This is a genomic window from Rhodoferax sp. RT5P35 (assembly GCF_056521385.1).
Map to the genome: position 1 here is coordinate 228,850 of NZ_JBWMAX010000009.1, position 17,197 is coordinate 246,046.

The window sequence follows — 17,197 nt, forward strand, 5'->3', positions numbered from 1 at the left end:
GTTTCAGGCATGCAACAAAAATTGACGATTTTGGGTTCCACCGGCTCGGTGGGCACCAACACTTTGGACGTGGTGTCCCGTCACCCCGACCGGTATGCGGTGTTCGCCCTCACCGCCGCCACCCAGGTGGACCTGATGCTGCAGCAGTGCGCGCAGTTCAAACCCCGTTTCGCCGTGATGGCCAGTGCCCCGCATGCCGTGCTGCTGGCCGAAAAAATTAAACAAAATAGCCTTCTAACGCAGGTTTTGTCTACGCATGATGCTATTGAAATAGTAGCATCACATCCCGAGGTCGATGTGGTCATGGCGGCCATCGTCGGCGCGGCGGGCCTGGCCCCGTGCCTGGCGGCAGCCCATGCGGGGAAGCGCTTGTTGCTGGCGAACAAAGAGGCGCTGGTGGTGGGTGGCGATGTGTTTCTGGCTGCTGTGAAGCAGGGCGGGGCCTTGTTGCTGCCTATCGACAGCGAACATTCGGCGGTGTTCCAGTCGCTGCCCGAAGATCCGGCGGTGTGGCCGCGGCGCATCGAGAAAATCATGCTGACCTCGTCCGGCGGCCCGTTTCGCACGCGCGACCCGGCCACCCTGCGCGACGTGACCCCCGAGCAGGCCTGCACCCACCCCAATTTCGCCATGGGCCGTAAGATTTCGGTGGATTCGGCCACCATGATGAACAAGGCGCTGGAGGTGATCGAGGCCAAATACCTGTTTGGCGTGGCCCCCGAGCAGATTGAGGTGGTGATCCATCCGCAGCAAATCATCCATTCCATGGTGCAGTTCCACGACGCATCGGTGATGGCCCAGCTGGGCACGCCGGATATGCGGGTGCCGATTGCCTATGGCCTGTCCTGGCCCGAGCGCATTGAAAGCGGCACGGCGCGGCTGGACTTTTCCCACATGGCGGCCATGACCTTCGAGGTGCCTGATTTCCAGCGTTTTCCCTGCCTGCCACTGGCCTGGGAGAGCCTGCGCGCCCCATCGGGCACCTGTGCTGTGCTGAATGCGGCCAACGAGGTGGCGGTGGCCGCCTTTTTGGACCGGCGAATCCGCTTTGACCAGATCCATGCGATCCATCTTGCAACTTTAGAGGCGGTCAGCCCCTCCAAGCCGCAGACGCTGGAGGATTTGCTGGCGTTGGACGCCCAATCCCGCGCCGTTGCGCAGCAGGCGCTGTCCCGTCTGTAGATTCGCCACTAAGGATTTTTATGCTGACCATCGTTGCTTTTATCGTTGCGCTGGCCTTGTTGATTGCGGTGCACGAGTACGGCCATTACCGGGTTGCCGTGGCCTGTGGGGTCAAGGTACTGAAGTTCTCCATCGGCTTTGGCCAGACCGTGCTGCGCTGGCAACCCAAGGGCTCGCCGACCGAATTTGTCATCAGTGCCTTTCCGTTGGGCGGCTTTGTGAAGATGCTGGACGAGCGCGAAGCGCCGGTGGCGGCCGAAGAGCGGCATCTGGCCTTCAACACCCAGTCGCTGCCCAAGCGTGCGGCCATCGTGGCAGCTGGTCCGGCGGCAAATCTGTTGCTGGCGGTACTGCTGTACGCGCTGGTCAACTGGAGCGGGGTGCAGGAGCCCAAGGCGGTTCTGGCCAGCCCCACCATCGGCTCGGTGGCTGAAAAAGCCGGTATCCGGGGCGGTGAAACCGTCACCCGTGCGGGCTGGGACGGTGAAGATTTGGAAGATCTGGCCTCGTTTGACGCGCTGCGCTGGTTGCTCACCCGCGGTGCGCTAGACAGCCGTGATGTGCGGCTGGAGTTAGCCACGTCTGACCAAGGTGCCCGGCGCGAGGTGGTGATGGCGCTGGCTCCGCTGCACGCCCAGGATGCCGATGCCCAGTTGTTCCGCACCATCGGTGTGCTTGGCCCCTGGACCCGCCCGGTACTGGGTGAGGTGATGGCCGACGGCGCGGGTGCCCGCGCGGGCCTGGCCAGTGGCGACCTGGTACTGCGGGTGGGTAACACGCCGATTGTGGACGGCCAGCAGTTGCGCGACACCATCCGCAGCTCTTTGTCCGGCGGGCAGGCGCTGGCGCAGGTCTGGCAGATTGACCGGGCGGGTCAGCGGCTGGATCTGAGTGTCACCCCCGACGTGAAGCCCGACGGTCTGCAGTCGATTGGCCGGATCAGTGCCTATGTGGGCGCGCCGCCCGAGATGCTGACCATCCGCTACGGTGTATTCGACGGCCTGTGGCGCGGCGTGGAGCGCACCTGGGAGGTGTCGGGCCTGACCCTGCGCATGATGGGCCGCATGCTGGTGGGCGAGGCCTCCATCAAGAATTTGAGCGGTCCCTTGTCGGTAGCCGAATACGCGGGCAAGTCGGCCAGCCTGGGCTTTACCCAGTACCTGGTATTTTTGGCCCTGATTAGCGTTAGCCTCGGTGTACTGAACCTCCTGCCCATCCCGATTTTGGACGGTGGGCACCTGTTGTATTATCTTTGGGAGGCTGTCACAGGCAAACGCGTATCCGACGCTTGGATGGAACGCTTGCAGCGCGGAGGCGGTGCAGTGCTGTTGTTGATGATGTCCATTGCACTGTTTAACGATGTCAACCGCCTGTTTGGCTAATATTTACCTGACTGCCCGCCTGGTGCGGCATCAGATTTACCACATTCCATGAAAAATCACTTTAATAGCTTTCGCCTGCGGACCTTGTCGGCTGCTGTGGCGCTGGTAATGGCTGCCAATACGGCCTGGGCCGTTACCCCTTTTGCCGTGCGCGACATCCGCATCGAAGGTTTGCAACGCGTTGAGCCGGGCACCATTTTTGCGTCTTTGCCGTTCCGGGTGGGCGACACCTACAACGATGACCAGGGCTCGGCGGCCATCCGCACCCTGTTCGCGCTGGGTCTGTTCAAGGACGTGCGTCTGGAAGTCAGTGGCGACGTGCTGGTGGTGGTGGTCGAAGAGCGACCCACGATTGCCGATGTCGAGTTTGTCGGCTCCAAGGAGTTTGACAAGGACGCCCTGAAAAAATCCATGCGTGACGTGGGTTTGACCGATGGCCGTCCATTCGACAAAGCCCTGGCCGACCGTGCCGAGCAGGAACTCAAGCGCCAGTACATCAACAAGAGCCTGTATGCCGCCGAAGTGGTCACCACCGTGACCCCGGTGGAGCGCAACCGCGTCAATCTGACCTTCACCATCACCGAAGGCGAGCCTGCGAAGATCAAGGACATCCACATCGTGGGTGCCAAGGCCTTCAGCGAATCCACGTTGCGCAACCAGTTCGAGCTGGATACGGGTGGCTGGCTCAGCTGGTACACCAAGTCAGACCGCTACACCCGCGCCAAGCTGAACGCCGATATCGAAACCCTGCGCTCCTATTACCTGTCGCGGGGTTACCTGGAATTCAAGGTGGACTCCACCCAGGTGGCGATTTCGCCCGACAAGCAAAGCATGTCGATTACCGTCAACGTGACCGAAGGCGAGCGTTTTGTGGTGTCGGCGGTGCGACTGGAAGGCAATTACCTGGGCAAAGACGACGAATTCAAGTCGCTGGTCAGTATCAAGCCCGGCGAGGCCTACAACGCCGACCTGGTGGCCAAGACCACCAAGGCCTTCAAGGACAACTTCGGCAGTTTCGGCTTCGCGTTTGCCCAGGTCGAGGCCAAGCCTGAAATCGACCGCACCACCAACCGTGTGGCCCTGGTAATGCAGTCCGAGCCCTCGCGCCGCGCCTATGTGCGCAAGGTCAATGTGGCTGGCAACAGCCGTACCCGAGACGAAGTCATTCGCCGCGAATTCCGCCAGTTGGAATCGTCGTGGTACGACGGCGACAAGATCAAGCTGTCGCGTGATCGGGTAGACCGTTTGGGCTTCTTCAAGGAAGTCAATGTGGAGACGCAAGACGTGGCCGGTTCGCCCGACCAGGTGGACGTGCAGGTCAATGTCGAAGAGAAATCCAGTGGCAGTATCCAGCTGGGGGCCGGTTTCTCTAGTGCCGACAAACTTTCGTTGTCTTTCGCTGTCAAGCAGGAAAACGCTTTCGGCTCGGGTAACTACCTGGGTCTGGAAGTCAACACCAGCAAGTACAACCAAGTGGTGGTGCTTAGCACGGTAGACCCCTATTTCACCGACAGTGGCATTTCCCGCTCCATCGACCTCTTCCACCGCGCCACCAAGCCTTATAACGACCAGGGCGGCAACTACGAGCTGGTTACCCAGGGTGCCGGTCTGCGCTTTGGCGTGCCGTTCAGCGAGCTGGATACGGTGTATTTCGGTGGAAGCCTGGAGCGCACCACCATCAAGCCGGGGACTAACATCCCGGCCGCTTACCTGGCCTACGCCGAAGAGTTTGGCTACACCAGCCTGGCGATTCCGCTGACTATCGGCTGGTCCCGCGATGACCGCGACAGTACCCTGGCCCCCAGCACGGGTGTCTACCAGCGCCTCAATACCGAAGCCGGTCTGTTCGGCGATGCGCATTACCTGCGCGCCAATTACCAGTACCAACAGTACGTGCCCCTGACCAAGCAGTTCACCCTGGCCTTCAATGGCGAGGTGGGTTATGGCAAGGGCCTGGGCGGTCGGCCTTTCCCGGTGTTCAAGAACTTTTACGGTGGCGGTTTGGGTTCGGTGCGTGGCTTTGAGCAAGGCACCCTCGGCCCACGCGACGTGACCGGATCGGTGATTGGTGGCCCCAAGAAATTCACCCTGAACACCGAAATCCAGTCGCCGTTCCCCGGTGCTGGCAACGACCGTACCCTGCGCCTGTTTGCCTTTGGCGACGTGGGGAATGTGTATGGCGAAAACGATCCGATTCGTTTCGGCGAAATGCGGGCTTCGGCCGGCGTGGGTTTGAGCTGGATTTCTCCGGTAGGCCCTTTGCGTTTGGCCTATGCCAAGCCGATTCGCAAGTTTGCTGGCGATAGAATCCAATCCTTGCAATTCCAAATAGGTACGTCTTTCTAATGAAGAACTTTTTACGCCAATGCGGATCTGGCATTTTGTTCGGGGCTGTACTGCTGTCTGCCCATGCACAGGCGGACGAGTTCCGCGTCGGATTCGTCAATACCGACCGTATCTTCCGCGAGTCTGCTGCTGCCAAGACGGCCCAGGCCAAGCTGGAGCAAGAATTCGCCAAGCGTGAAAAAGAACTCAGCGATGCCGGCGTGGTCCTGAAAACCGCTTCGGACAAGTTCGAACGTGAAGCCTCCACCCTGGCGGAAAGCCAGCGCACCTCGCGCCAAAAAGTGCTGGTAGACCAGGACCGCGACTTCCAGCGCAAGCGCCGTGAATTCCAGGAAGACCTGAATTCCCGCAAGAACGAAGAGCTGCAGCAAGTGCTGGAAAAGGCCAACAAAGTCATCAAGCAAGTGGCTGAAACTGAAAAGTACGATGCTGTGCTGCAAGAAGCCGTCTACATCAATCCCAAGTACGACATCACCGACAAGGTCATCAAGGCCTTGAACGCCGCTCCCGCCAAGTAATTTTTTGAGAGGGGTTCCAGCATGGCGCTGCGTCTAGGCGCGATAGTGGAAGCCCTGGGGGGCGTGTTGCATGGAGATGCGGAGCTGTCGGTTGACGGCATCGCCCCGCTGGAGTCTGCGGGTCCATCGCAACTGGCTTTCCTCAGTAATCCCAAATACCAGCAGCAACTGGCCCATTCCGAGGCCGGTTGCGTGATTGTGGGTCCGGCCCAGGCCGATTTAGCCCTGGCCCGCGGTGTCTGCATCGTGGCCGATGCGCCGTACCTGTATTTCGCCAAAGTCACCCAGCTCTGGAAACGCCAACGGCCCGTACCTACCGGTCCTGCAGTGCATGCTAGTGCGGTCATTGACCCCAGTGCCCAGATCCATCCCACCGCCTGTATCGGCCCGTTGTGCGTGGTGGAGCGCGGCGCCCGCATTGGTGCCGACACGGTGCTCAAGTCACGCGTCACGGTGGGAGAGGATTGCATTATTGGCGCGCGTTGCCTGCTGCATGCGGGCGTGGTGATCGGTGCCGACGGTTTCGGCTTTGCACCCAACGCCGGGGCCTGGGAAAAGATCGAGCAGCTCGGCGCGGTGCGCATCGGCAACGATGTGGAAATTGGTGCCAATACCTGTATCGACCGGGGCGCGCTGCTGGATACCGTGATCTCCGATGGCGTGAAGCTCGACAACCTGATCCAGATCGGCCACAACGTCTTCGTGGGTGCCCACACTGCCATGGCGGGCTGTGTCGGCGTGGCGGGCAGCGCCCACATTGGCGCGCACTGCACCGTGGGAGGTGGCGCGATTGTGCTGGGGCATTTGACCCTGGCCGATGGTGTCAACATCTCGGCGGGCACCGTGGCCACCCGCTCCATCACCCAGCCTGGCCACTACACCGGCCTGTTCCCGATTGACGACAACGCCAAGTGGGAAAAAAATGCCGCTTCCCTCAAGCAGTTGCACAGCCTGCGCGACCGCCTCAAGGCTGTCGAGAAAACTTTAGAACAACTCCAACAGAGCCCCGAAAAACCATGATGGACATCCACCAAATTCTCAAGCAACTGCCGCACCGCTATCCCTTCCTGATGGTGGACCGGGTGCTGAGCATCGAAAAATCCAAGTCCATTCGGGCGTTCAAGAACGTCACCATCAACGAGCCGTTTTTTGAAGGCCACTTCCCGCGCCGCCCGGTCATGCCCGGCGTGTTGATGCTGGAAGCTCTGGCCCAGGCCGCCGCCCTGCTGGCTTTTGACGCCCTGGGCAAATCGCCCGATGACGATACCGTGTACTACTTTGCCGCCATCGACAACGCCCGTTTCAAGCGCCCGGTCGAACCCGGCGACCAACTGATGCTTGACGTGGAACTGGTGCGCATGAAGTCCGGCATCTTCAAGTTCAAGGGCAAGGGCACCGTGGGCGACGAGCTGGCGGTCGAGGCCGAGTTGACCTGCGCCATGCGCACCATCGCCTGAGTGCTGCGCGCGTGACCACCATCCACGCCACCGCCCTGGTTGATCCGTCAGCGCAGCTGGACGGCTCGGTCAGCATCGGCCCCTACACGGTGGTGGGCCCGCACGTGAAAATCGGTGCGGGCACCACGGTAGGGCCGCACTGCGTCATCCAGGGCCACACCACCATTGGCCGTGACAACCGCATCTTCCAGTTCAATTCCCTCGGGGCCGACCCGCAGGACAAAAAATTCGCGGGCGAGCCTACCGAACTGGTAATCGGTGACCGCAACACCATCCGCGAGTTCTGCACCTTCAACCTGGGTACGGTGCAGGACGTGGGCGTGACGCGCCTGGGCAATGACAACTGGATCATGGCCTACGTGCACATCGCGCACGACTGCCAACTGGGCGACCAGATCACCATGGCCAACAATGCAACCCTGGCTGGCCATGTCCAAGTGGGCGATTGGGCGACCATCGGCGGCCTGACTGGCGTGCTGCAGCGTATGCGCATCGGTGCACACACCATGGTTGGCTTTGCCAGCCACATCGGCAAAGACGTACCGCCTTTCATGGTGGTGGATGGCAACCCGCTGGCGGTGCGTGCGGTCAACCTGGTGGGGCTGAAGAGGCGCGATTTTTCCGATGCGCGCCTCAAAGCCATCCGCGAAATGCACAAGCTGCTCTACCGCCAGGGCAAGACCTTGGACGAAGCCCGTACCGCCATCCAGGCATTGGATGCGCCCGAAGCGGCGGCCGATATTGCCTTGATGGACGACTTCCTTGCCACCTCCGTCAGCGGCATAGCCCGTTGATGTCGGCTCCGCGCGTCGCCATGGTGGCCGGAGAGGCTTCCGGCGACTTGCTCGCAGGCCTGGTGCTGGATGGCCTGCATGCCCGCTGGCCCGACCTACAGGCCAGCGGCATTGGCGGCCCGCAGATGGCCCGTCGCGGCTTCCAGGCGCACTGGCCCAGCGAGCGGCTGGCGGTGCATGGCTACAACATGGACGTGTTTCGCCGTCTTTGGGAGCTGTTGGGCATCCGCAAACAACTGCGCGAACGGCTGCTGCGCGAACGGCCCAGCGTGTTCATCGGTGTGGACGCGCCCGACTTCAACCTGGGGCTGGAAGCGGCGCTGAAAGCGCAGGGCGTGCCAACCGTGCACTTCGTCTGCCCGTCCATCTGGGCCTGGCGCGCCAACCGGGTGGAAAAAATCCGCCGTGCCGCCGACCACGTGCTGTGCATCTTTCCGTTCGAGCCCGATCTGCTGGTCCAGCACGGCATTGCCGCCACCTACGTAGGCCATCCGCTGGCCAATGTGATTCCCCTGCAGCCCGACCGCTCCGCTGCGCGCCAAAAGCTGGGCCTGGCAGCTGACGACACCGTGGTTGCCATCCTGCCCGGCAGCCGGCAGTCTGAAATCAAATACCTGGCTTTGAGGTTTTTTAAGGCTGCAGCGCTTATTCTGCATACGCTACCTGCTATTAAATTTGTAGTACCCGCTGTGCCCACGCTGCGTGCGCAGATCGAAGCCTTGGCGGCGCAAGCGGGCATGGCCGGGCGCATCCAGATCGTCTCCGGCCAGTCGCACACCGTGCTGGCCGCCTGCGACCTGACCCTGATCGCCAGTGGCACGGCCACGCTGGAGGCGGCGCTGTTCAAGCGGCCCATGGTGATTGCCTACAACATGCAGTGGATGTCGTGGAAATTAATGCAGCGCAAGCAGCTCCAGCCCTGGGTGGGCCTACCGAATATTTTGTGCCGCGACTTCGTGGTGCCCGAGCTGCTGCAAGATGCCGCCACGCCCCAGGCCCTGGCCGATGCCTGCCTGCAGTGGCTGGCCCCGGCGGCCTCTGCGAGAATCGCGGCCCTTGAAGCCACATTCACCGCGCTGCACCACAGCCTGCAGCGCGACACCGCCCAGTTAGCTACCGATGCCATCCAAAAAATTATCGCCACCCGTGCAAGCTGAGTTGACCTGGCCCACCCGGGGCCTGGTGGCCGGGGTGGACGAGGCCGGGCGCGGCCCACTGGCCGGGCCGGTGGTGGCCGCCGCCGTGATCCTGGACGCGCGCCAGCCGATTGCGGGCCTGGCCGACTCCAAAAAGCTGACCGCTAAGCGCCGTGCCCAGCTGTATGACGAAATCCTGGCCAAAGCCCTGTGCTGCTCCATCGCCGAGGCCAGCGTGGAAGAAATCGAAAAGCTTAATATCTTGCAAGCCACCATGCTGGCCATGCAACGCGCTGTGCAGGGCCTGCGCCTTAAGCCCGGCCACGTGCTGGTGGACGGCAACCGGGTGCCGGTGCTGGCTATGACCAGCGAGGCCATCGTCCAGGGCGATAACCTGGTACCCGCCATTTCGGCTGCCTCCATCCTGGCCAAGGTGACCCGCGACCGGTGGTGTGCCCAAGTGGATGCCGACTACCCGCAGTATGGCTTTGCCGGGCACAAGGGCTACGGCACGGCGGCGCATCTGGCGGCGCTGCAGGCGCACGGGGCCTGCCCGCTGCACCGCAAAACATTCTCCCCCGTCACCCAGGTGATGGCACGGTTGCCGATGGCGGTGCTGGCATGAGTTCCGACCCCATCACCCACATCCAGTCGCGCGACAACCCGCTGCTCAAAGAGCTGCGCCGCCTGTCGCAAGACAGTACCGCCTACCGCAAACAGGGCCGGGTGTGGCTGGAAGGCGACCACCTGTGCCGCGCCGCACTGGCCCGGAGTTGGAAGCCTGCATTGGCGATTTTTTCAGAGTCTTTTTGGCCTCTAGCGCAGGTGCAATATGCGCAGGTTGCTACTAAAACTATAGTATTGGCCGATACGCTGTTTGCCGACCTCAGCAGCCTGGAGTCGCCGGCGCAGATGGGCTTTGTGGTGGATTTGCCCAGCTCGGCTGCGCTGGATCCGGCGGCGGCCAGCGTCATTCTCGACCGGGTGCAGGACGCGGGCAATGTCGGCTCCATTCTGCGCAGCGCCGGGGCTTTTGGCTTTAAGCAGATCATCGCCCTCAAAGGCACGGCGGCACTGTGGAGCCCGAAAGTGCTGCGCGCGGGCATGGGCGCGCATTTCGGCCTGCGCCTGGTCGAAGGCGTGGAGCCTGAGGCGTTGGATACCCTGACCGTGCCGCTGGTCGTCACCAGCTCCCACCAGGGTGCGCTGCTGCAAGACCAGACGCTGCCATTTCCCTGCGCCTGGGCCATGGGCCACGAAGGGCAGGGCGTGGGCCCGGCCCTGCTGGCGCGCGCCAAAGTGTCGGTGCGCATTGGCCAGCCGGGCGGGGAGGAGTCGCTGAACGTGGCCGCAGCGGCGGCGATTTGCCTGCACGCATCCTCTGTGGGGCGCTAGGGGGCGCATCGAAGGTTCAGGGTTTGCCCGTGGTTTGGGCCAGGATCTGCAACAGTGCTCGGCTATAATCGTGGGCTTTCCCGCATCCCCGTACGCCTAGCGCCTGCCCCGCATTCCCATCCAAAGCATTTGCAAGAGTTTTCTCTTGGTCAGCGTGGGCGTACCCGTAACTATTTCGGAGAACCCAGTGCTTTTGTCTCTCAAGGGAACCTTCCCATCCGCCATCTTGGCGCTCGCAGACGGCACGGTCTTTGTTGGCAACTCCATTGGAGCCCCCGGCTCCACCGTGGGCGAGGTGGTGTTCAACACCGCCATGACCGGCTACCAGGAAATCCTCACCGACCCCAGCTACTGCCAGCAGATCGTCACCCTGACGTACCCGCACATCGGCAATACCGGCATCAATGTGGAAGACGTGGAAGCCGCCCGCGTCCATGCGGCCGGTTTGGTCATCAAAGACCTGCCGCTGGTCGCCTCCAACTTCCGCAGCCACCTGACCTTGTCGGACTACCTGGTCCAGCAAAACACGGTCGCCATCGGCAACCTCGACACCCGCAAGCTGACCCGCCACTTGCGCACCCATGGTGCGCAAAACGGCTGCATTCTGGCGCTGCCCGCAGGCGAGGGCATCTCGACCGAGCGCGTGGCCCAGGCTGTGGCTGCCGCCCAAGCGGCCCCCAGCATGGCGGGCCTGGACCTGGCCAAGGTGGTGTCGGTCCAGAAGCCCTACGTCTGGACCCAGACCGAATGGAATCTGGTCGGCGGCTACGGCAACCAGGACGCGCCGCGCTTCCATGTGGTGGCGTACGACTTTGGGGTCAAGTTCAACATCCTGCGCATGCTGGCCAGCCGTGGCTGCAAGGTCACCGTGGTGCCCGCGCAAACCAGCGCCGCCGAGGTGCTGGCGCTCCAACCTGACGGCGTGTTCCTGTCCAACGGCCCCGGCGATCCAGAGCCCTGCGACTACGCGATTGCCGCTGCTGCAGCGCTGATCGAATCCGGCATCCCCACCTTCGGCATTTGTCTGGGCCACCAGATCATGGCCCTGGCCAGCGGTGCCAAGACCTTCAAGATGAAGTTCGGCCACCACGGTGCCAACCACCCGGTGAAGGACCTGGACAACGACCGCGTCAGCATCACTAGCCAGAACCACGGTTTTGCGGTAGACGCGGCCACGCTGCCCGCCAACCTGCGCGCCACCCATATCAGCCTGTTCGACGGCACGCTGCAAGGCCTGGCCCGGACCGACAAGCCCGCGTTCTGCTTCCAGGGCCACCCCGAGGCCTCGCCCGGCCCGCACGACATCAGCTACCTGTTTGACCGCTTCATCGTGCTGATGGAGAAAAACTAATGCCTAAACGCCTAGACCTTCAATCCATCCTCATCATTGGCGCAGGCCCGATCATCATCGGCCAGGCCTGTGAGTTCGACTACTCCGGCGTGCAGGCCTGCAAGGCGCTGCGCGAGGAGGGCTACCGTGTCATTTTGATCAACAGCAACCCCGCCACGATCATGACCGACCCAGCCACGGCCGATGTCACCTACATCGAGCCCATCACCTGGCAGACGGTCGAGAAAATCATCGCCAAAGAGCGCCCCGATGCGATCCTGCCCACCATGGGCGGCCAGACTGCGCTGAACTGCGCGCTGGACCTGTGGCACAACGGCGTGCTGGCCAAGTACACCGGTGCGGCTACCGGCAAGCCGGTAGAGCTCATCGGTGCCAAGCCCGAAGCCATCGACAAGGCCGAAGACCGCTTGAAGTTCAAGGACGCGATGACCAAGATCGGCCTGGGCTCGGCCCGGTCCGGCATCGCGCACAGCATGGAAGAAGCCTGGACGGTGCAGAAGACCCTGGGCTTCCCCACCGTCATCCGCCCCAGCTTTACCCTGGGCGGCACCGGCGGCGGCATTGCCTACAACTCGGAAGAGTTCGAAACCATCTGCAAGCGCGGCTTGGAGGCCTCGCCCACCAACGAGCTACTGATCGAGGAGTCCCTGCTGGGCTGGAAAGAGTACGAGATGGAAGTGGTGCGCGACACCGCCGACAACTGCATCATCGTCTGCTCGATCGAAAATCTGGACCCGATGGGCGTGCACACCGGCGATTCGATCACCGTCGCCCCTGCCCAAACCCTGACCGACAAGGAATACCAGCTGCTGCGCAACGCCAGCCTGGCAGTCTTGCGCGAAATCGGCGTGGATACCGGCGGCTCGAACGTGCAGTTCTCCATCAACCCGGAAGATGGCCGGATGGTGGTGATCGAGATGAATCCGCGTGTGTCGCGGTCATCTGCTTTGGCATCAAAAGCGACAGGTTTCCCGATCGCCAAGGTTGCGGCCAAACTGGCCGTGGGCTACACGCTGGACGAGCTGCGCAACGAGATCACCAACGGTGCCACCCCGGCCAGCTTCGAGCCCAGCATCGACTACGTGGTCACCAAAATTCCGCGTTTTGCGTTCGAAAAATTTCCCACCGCCGATGCGCGTCTCACGACGCAGATGAAGTCGGTCGGCGAAGTCATGGCCATGGGCCGCACCTTCCAGGAATCGTTCCAGAAAGCCCTGCGCGGCCTGGAAGTGGGCGTGGACGGCATGAACGAGAAGACCCAGGACCGCGAAGTGCTGGAAAAAGAGCTGGGCGAGCCCGGCCCCGAGCGCATCTGGTACGTGGGCGACGCATTTGCCGCCGGTTGGACGGTGGACGAAGTGTTTGCCCTGACCAAGATCGACCCCTGGTTCCTGGTGCAGATCGAGCAGATCGTGAAGATCGAGCTGGAGCTGGAAACCAAGAGCTTGGCAGACATCGACGCGGCCACCCTGCGCGCCCTGAAGCAAAAAGGCTTCTCCGACCGCCGCCTGGCCAAGCAGCTCAAAACCACCGACACTGCCATCCGCGAACGCCGCCGTGCCCTGGGCGTGCGCCCGGTCTACAAGCGTGTGGACACCTGCGCCGCCGAATTTGCCACCGACACCGCCTACCTGTACTCCACCTACGAAGCCGAAGGTGGCGAGTGCGAAGCTGCTCCTACTGACAAGAAGAAGATCATGGTGCTGGGCGGCGGGCCTAACCGCATCGGCCAGGGCATCGAGTTTGACTATTGCTGTGTGCACGCCGCGCTGGCTATGCGCGAAGACGGGTTTGAAACCATCATGGTCAACTGCAACCCCGAAACCGTGTCCACCGACTACGACACCAGCGACCGCCTGTACTTTGAGCCGCTGACGCTGGAAGACGTGCTGGAAATCGTCGACAAGGAAAAGCCTTTTGGCGTGATCGTGCAGTACGGCGGGCAAACCCCGTTGAAGCTGGCGCTGGACCTGGAAGCCAACGGCGTGCCCATCATCGGCACCAGCCCCGACATGATCGACGCAGCCGAAGACCGTGAGCGCTTCCAGAAGCTGCTGCACGAGCTCGGCCTGCGCCAGCCGCCCAACGCCACGGCCCGTACCGAGCCCGAAGCGCTGGAAAAGGCCGCCGCCCTGGGTTACCCCCTGGTGGTGCGCCCCAGCTATGTGCTGGGTGGCCGGGCGATGGAAATCGTGCACGAGCAGCGCGACCTGGAACGCTACATGCGCGAGGCCGTCAAGGTCAGCCACGACTCGCCGGTGCTGCTGGACCGCTTCTTGAACGATGCAATTGAATGCGATGTAGACGCGATTTGCGACGGCCAGCGCGTGTTCATCGGTGGTGTGATGGAGCACATCGAGCAAGCCGGTGTGCACAGCGGTGACTCGGCCTGCTCGCTGCCGCCATATTACCTGTCGGCTGCCACGGTTTCTGAGATCAAACGCCAGACCACGGCTATGGCGCATGCCTTGAAGGTGGTCGGCCTGATGAACGTCCAGTTCGCTATCCAGAATGTGGACGGCAAGGATGTGATCTACGTGCTGGAAGTGAACCCGCGTGCATCCCGTACCGTGCCCTTCGTCAGCAAGGCCACAGGCGTCCAGCTGGCCAAGGTGGCTGCGCGCTGCATGGTCGGCCAGTCGCTGGACGCACAGGGTATCTTCAAGGAAGTGACCCCGCCGTATTTCAGCGTCAAGGAAGCCGTGTTCCCGTTCGTCAAGTTCCCCGGCGTAGACACCATCCTCGGTCCCGAAATGAAGTCCACCGGCGAAGTGATGGGCGTGGGCAAGACCTTTGGCGAAGCCTTTGTGAAGTCGCAAATCGGCGCGGGCACCAAGCTGCCGCGCTCGGGCAAAGCCTTTGTGTCGGTGAAAAACAACGACAAGGCGCGTGCCGTGGAAGTGGCGCGTGGCTTGGCTGCGCTGGGCTTTGATTTGATCGCTACTAAGGGCACCTCGGCGGCTCTCCAGGCCGCGGGCATTGCCTGCACCACGGTCAACAAGGTCACCGAAGGTCGGCCGAACATTGTGGACATGATCAAGAACAACGAGATTGCTTTGGTCATCAACACCGTGGAAGAGCGCCGCAACGCGATTGCCGATTCGCGCCACATCCGTACCTCGGCTTTATTGGCCCGCGTTACCACCTTCACCACCATTTTTGGTGCCGAAGCGGCGGTGGAAGGCATGCAGTACCTGGACGACCTCGGGGTCATCTCGGTACAGGAAATGCATGCGCAGTTGTTGGCTTAAGCCGTATTTGGAGTTGTAACCATGTCTACCCTACCTATTACCAAACGCGGCGCGGAATCCCTCAAAGCCGAATTGCACAAGCTCAAGACGGTGGAACGCCCCTGGGTGATCAACGCCATCTCTGAAGCCCGCGCCCAGGGTGATTTGAGCGAAAACGCCGAATATGAAGCCGCCAAAGACCGCCAGGGTTTCATTGAAGGCCGCATCCAGGAGGTCGAAGGCAAGTTGTCGGTGGCCCAGATCATTGACCCCGCCAGCCTGGATGCCGGTGGCCGTGTGGTGTTCGGTGCCACGGTCGATCTCGAAGACGAAGACAGCGGCCAGGCCGTGCAGTACCAGATCGTGGGTGAAGACGAGGCCGACCTCAAGCTGGGCCGCGTCAACGTCTCCAGCCCGATTGCCCGCGCCCTGATTGGCAAGGAAGTGGGCGATACCGCTGAGGTGAACGCGCCCGGTGGTATCAAGCGGTATGAAGTCATGGCCGTCAGCTACATCTGATCGCGATGCACGAACGCCTGCCCGTGCTCTTGGCAGCCCTCTGGTGGGGCAGCCTGAGTACGCTGGGGTTCATGGTGGTGCCGATGCTGTTTGCGGTGCTGCCCACCCCGGCCATGGCCGGTGGCATGGCCGCCAAGCTGTTCACGGCGCAGACATGGCTGTCGATGGCCTGCACCCTGGTCTTGCTGTTGTTTTTTAGGTCAAAAAAGGGCCTAGCACAGATGGAATCTACGCATGCAGCTACTATTTTTGTAGCATTTGGGTTTTTGGCGGCGGTACTGGTGGAATTTGCCATCTCACCGCACATCGTGGCGCGGGAGAATTTGAAGCTGTGGCACGGCCTGGGCAGTGCCTTGTACCTGCTGCAATGGCTGGCAGCGGGCGCGACACTGTGGAAAGTGTCGGCCCAACGCGCTTAGATCGGCGCTAGATCAGGTCTGGCTGCGCTTTTTCAGGCTGGTTTTGGGCTTCGGCTTGGCCCGTTTTACCGTGCCGCCTGCGGTCAGGCGCTGGTTGCCCAGCACGCGCAGTGTTTTCACTTCGGGGCGTTGGCCACCACGGGTGCTGTGTTTGAGCACCTTGAAATCGCGTGGACCGGCCATGCGGTCTTCGTCCACCCGGCGCTCCTTGATGATTTCGGGTTGTGGGCGCCACAGTACCAGCAGTTTGCCGATGTGCTGGATGGGGGCCGCGCCGAGCTCATTGGCCAGGGTCAGGAACATGGCTTCTCGGGCGACACGGTCGTCCGAGAAAACGCGGACCTTGATCAGGCCGTGGGAGTTCAACGCGAGGTTGATTTCTTTGGTGACAGCGGGGGTCAGGCCGTCGCTGCCCACCATCACCACAGGGTTTAAATGGTGGGCTTCGGCGCGGTGCACCTTGCGCTGGGCAGGGGTAAGTTGTATTTGAGACATGTGCGTATTATCAAGGCCAAGATGAAAGTTAAAACTTTAAGCTGGTCTTAACTTCATCGAATACGCGTTTTGTGAACGTATTGGGTGGCGCTGTTTCTAGTGCAGCGATAACTATCCAGTCTTTTACGTTTTCCCCCAGCTTTTCAGCAAGTGCTCCAGCAAGTACCGGGCTTAGGTGCTTGTTTCGGCGTGCCACGCTGAACGCTGTGCGGTTTACCCCTAATTCTCTACACCATTCCGCGTCTCGCTTTCCTAGACTTTCGGCCCTTTCGAGTAGGTCCATGGTGGTTTGCATGATCGTCCTTTGTTGTAGATTCTTAATCATATAGAAATATTTGTTGTAAAAACTACAACAAATATGCTAGCCTTGGAACTGTTGTAGATCGTACAACGTTGTAGGAGCTAGTTATGCAGTCAACCCTTGCGGAAAATGTGGTCGTACCCCTGTCGCATGACACCGTCGTCCAACTCATCGAAAAAATTTGCACCTGTCAAGGCCCCGGTGACGTGGAAAAACTCGTTGTCGCCTACGGTCTCAATACTGCGGTAAATCACGCCCGCACGATTCCTGATACCGATACGCATAGTTTTTCCGCGGTTGCTTTTGATGGGCTTACTGATCAGCTCAAGGATTTGTCCATCGTCCTCGCGAAGTTCCGTCCCGGCTATATGGACCGTTTGCATGTTGGTTTCTCCGAAGGTGAAAAGTCGATTTTCAAATATTTTCGTCTTTATCACCGCAAGGTCGTTGAAGCTATAGCTGTCTGATTCCACTCCTGACCCTCGCGTGTCGGGGGTCATGAGTGCAATCCCGCACTATCAGGAAAAAATCATGATCAAAGTCTCGGTAACGTCAACCGAAGTCCGCAACCAAAGCGGCAACGCCAAAGCAAGCGGCAAGCCCTATTCTCTCAATTTCCAAACCGTTTGGCTGCACCTTTCGGACAAGAACGGCACCGCCAACCCCTACCCA

Annotated in this window: 17 protein-coding genes; 15 read left to right on the forward strand and 2 right to left on the reverse strand. The window is 61.3% G+C overall.

The genetic code is table 11. The features are described 5' to 3' along the window. Positions 1-9 precede the first annotated feature (9 nt). The 14 genes from ispC (at position 10) to AC097L_RS16210 (ending at position 15,729) form a co-directional block, all read left to right on the forward strand. Complete coding sequence (gene ispC, locus AC097L_RS16145) at positions 10-1,182, forward strand: 1-deoxy-D-xylulose-5-phosphate reductoisomerase (protein ID WP_479587553.1); 1,173 nt, start codon at positions 10-12, stop codon at positions 1,180-1,182. Between the two features lie 20 nt (positions 1,183-1,202). After that, a complete protein-coding gene (rseP, locus tag AC097L_RS16150) occupies positions 1,203-2,564 on the forward strand; it encodes an RIP metalloprotease RseP (protein WP_479587554.1) in 1,362 nt (453 codons plus the stop codon). A 48-nt stretch (positions 2,565-2,612) separates the two neighbouring features. Continuing rightward, positions 2,613-4,910, forward strand: a complete 2,298-nt coding sequence (bamA, locus tag AC097L_RS16155) for an outer membrane protein assembly factor BamA (protein ID WP_479587555.1) — start codon at positions 2,613-2,615, stop codon at positions 4,908-4,910. Further along, complete coding sequence (locus AC097L_RS16160; protein WP_479587556.1) at positions 4,910-5,428, forward strand: OmpH/Skp family outer membrane protein; 519 nt, start codon at positions 4,910-4,912, stop codon at positions 5,426-5,428. Before bamA ends, AC097L_RS16160 begins: the two co-directional genes overlap by 1 nt. Positions 5,429-5,449: 21 nt before the next feature. Beyond that, complete coding sequence (gene lpxD / locus AC097L_RS16165) at positions 5,450-6,448, forward strand: UDP-3-O-(3-hydroxymyristoyl)glucosamine N-acyltransferase (RefSeq protein ID WP_479587557.1); 999 nt, start codon at positions 5,450-5,452, stop codon at positions 6,446-6,448. Next, entirely contained in the window at positions 6,445-6,885 is a 441-nt protein-coding gene (gene fabZ / locus AC097L_RS16170; protein WP_479587558.1) for a 3-hydroxyacyl-ACP dehydratase FabZ, read from the forward strand. The genes lpxD and fabZ overlap by 4 nt, the downstream gene beginning before the upstream one ends. A gap of 11 nt (positions 6,886-6,896) precedes the next feature. Then, positions 6,897-7,679, forward strand: coding sequence for an acyl-ACP--UDP-N-acetylglucosamine O-acyltransferase (gene lpxA / locus AC097L_RS16175; RefSeq protein ID WP_479587559.1), 783 nt, complete (start codon positions 6,897-6,899; stop codon positions 7,677-7,679). A gap of 20 nt (positions 7,680-7,699) precedes the next feature. Beyond that, positions 7,700-8,836, forward strand: a complete 1,137-nt coding sequence (gene lpxB, locus AC097L_RS16180) for a lipid-A-disaccharide synthase (RefSeq protein ID WP_479587573.1) — start codon at positions 7,700-7,702, stop codon at positions 8,834-8,836. Then, the gene (rnhB, locus tag AC097L_RS16185) at positions 8,799-9,440 is read left to right on the forward strand and encodes a ribonuclease HII (RefSeq protein ID WP_479587560.1); all 642 of its coding nucleotides are present in this window, start codon (positions 8,799-8,801) and stop codon (positions 9,438-9,440) included. Before lpxB ends, rnhB begins: the two co-directional genes overlap by 38 nt. Beyond that, positions 9,437-10,210, forward strand: coding sequence for a TrmH family RNA methyltransferase (locus AC097L_RS16190; RefSeq protein ID WP_479587561.1), 774 nt, complete (start codon positions 9,437-9,439; stop codon positions 10,208-10,210). Before rnhB ends, AC097L_RS16190 begins: the two co-directional genes overlap by 4 nt. Positions 10,211-10,397: 187 nt before the next feature. Continuing rightward, on the forward strand, positions 10,398-11,561 hold the full coding sequence (gene carA, locus AC097L_RS16195) for a glutamine-hydrolyzing carbamoyl-phosphate synthase small subunit (protein ID WP_479587562.1): 1,164 nt from the start codon (positions 10,398-10,400) through the stop codon (positions 11,559-11,561). Continuing rightward, the gene (gene carB, locus AC097L_RS16200) at positions 11,561-14,812 is read left to right on the forward strand and encodes a carbamoyl-phosphate synthase large subunit (protein ID WP_479587563.1); all 3,252 of its coding nucleotides are present in this window, start codon (positions 11,561-11,563) and stop codon (positions 14,810-14,812) included. The genes carA and carB overlap by 1 nt, the downstream gene beginning before the upstream one ends. Positions 14,813-14,833: 21 nt before the next feature. Continuing rightward, positions 14,834-15,310, forward strand: a complete 477-nt coding sequence (gene greA / locus AC097L_RS16205) for a transcription elongation factor GreA (protein ID WP_479587564.1) — start codon at positions 14,834-14,836, stop codon at positions 15,308-15,310. A gap of 5 nt (positions 15,311-15,315) precedes the next feature. Further along, on the forward strand, positions 15,316-15,729 hold the full coding sequence (locus AC097L_RS16210) for a DUF4149 domain-containing protein (protein ID WP_479587565.1): 414 nt from the start codon (positions 15,316-15,318) through the stop codon (positions 15,727-15,729). Between the two features lie 12 nt (positions 15,730-15,741). Here AC097L_RS16210 and AC097L_RS16215 read toward each other — a convergent pair whose 3' ends face one another. Further along, on the reverse strand, positions 15,742-16,224 hold the full coding sequence (locus AC097L_RS16215; protein WP_479587566.1) for a YhbY family RNA-binding protein: 483 nt from the start codon (positions 16,222-16,224) through the stop codon (positions 15,742-15,744). Positions 16,225-16,252: 28 nt separating this feature from the next. Then, on the reverse strand, positions 16,253-16,519 hold the full coding sequence (locus tag AC097L_RS16220) for a hypothetical protein (protein ID WP_479587567.1): 267 nt from the start codon (positions 16,517-16,519) through the stop codon (positions 16,253-16,255). Between the two features lie 113 nt (positions 16,520-16,632). On the opposite strand from AC097L_RS16220, the gene AC097L_RS16225 reads away from it, so the two are divergent. Continuing rightward, positions 16,633-16,992 carry a hypothetical protein gene (locus AC097L_RS16225; RefSeq protein ID WP_479587568.1) on the forward strand — a complete coding sequence of 120 codons (360 nt, stop codon included), beginning with the start codon at positions 16,633-16,635 and terminating at the stop codon, positions 16,990-16,992. Positions 16,993-17,197 lie beyond the last annotated feature (205 nt).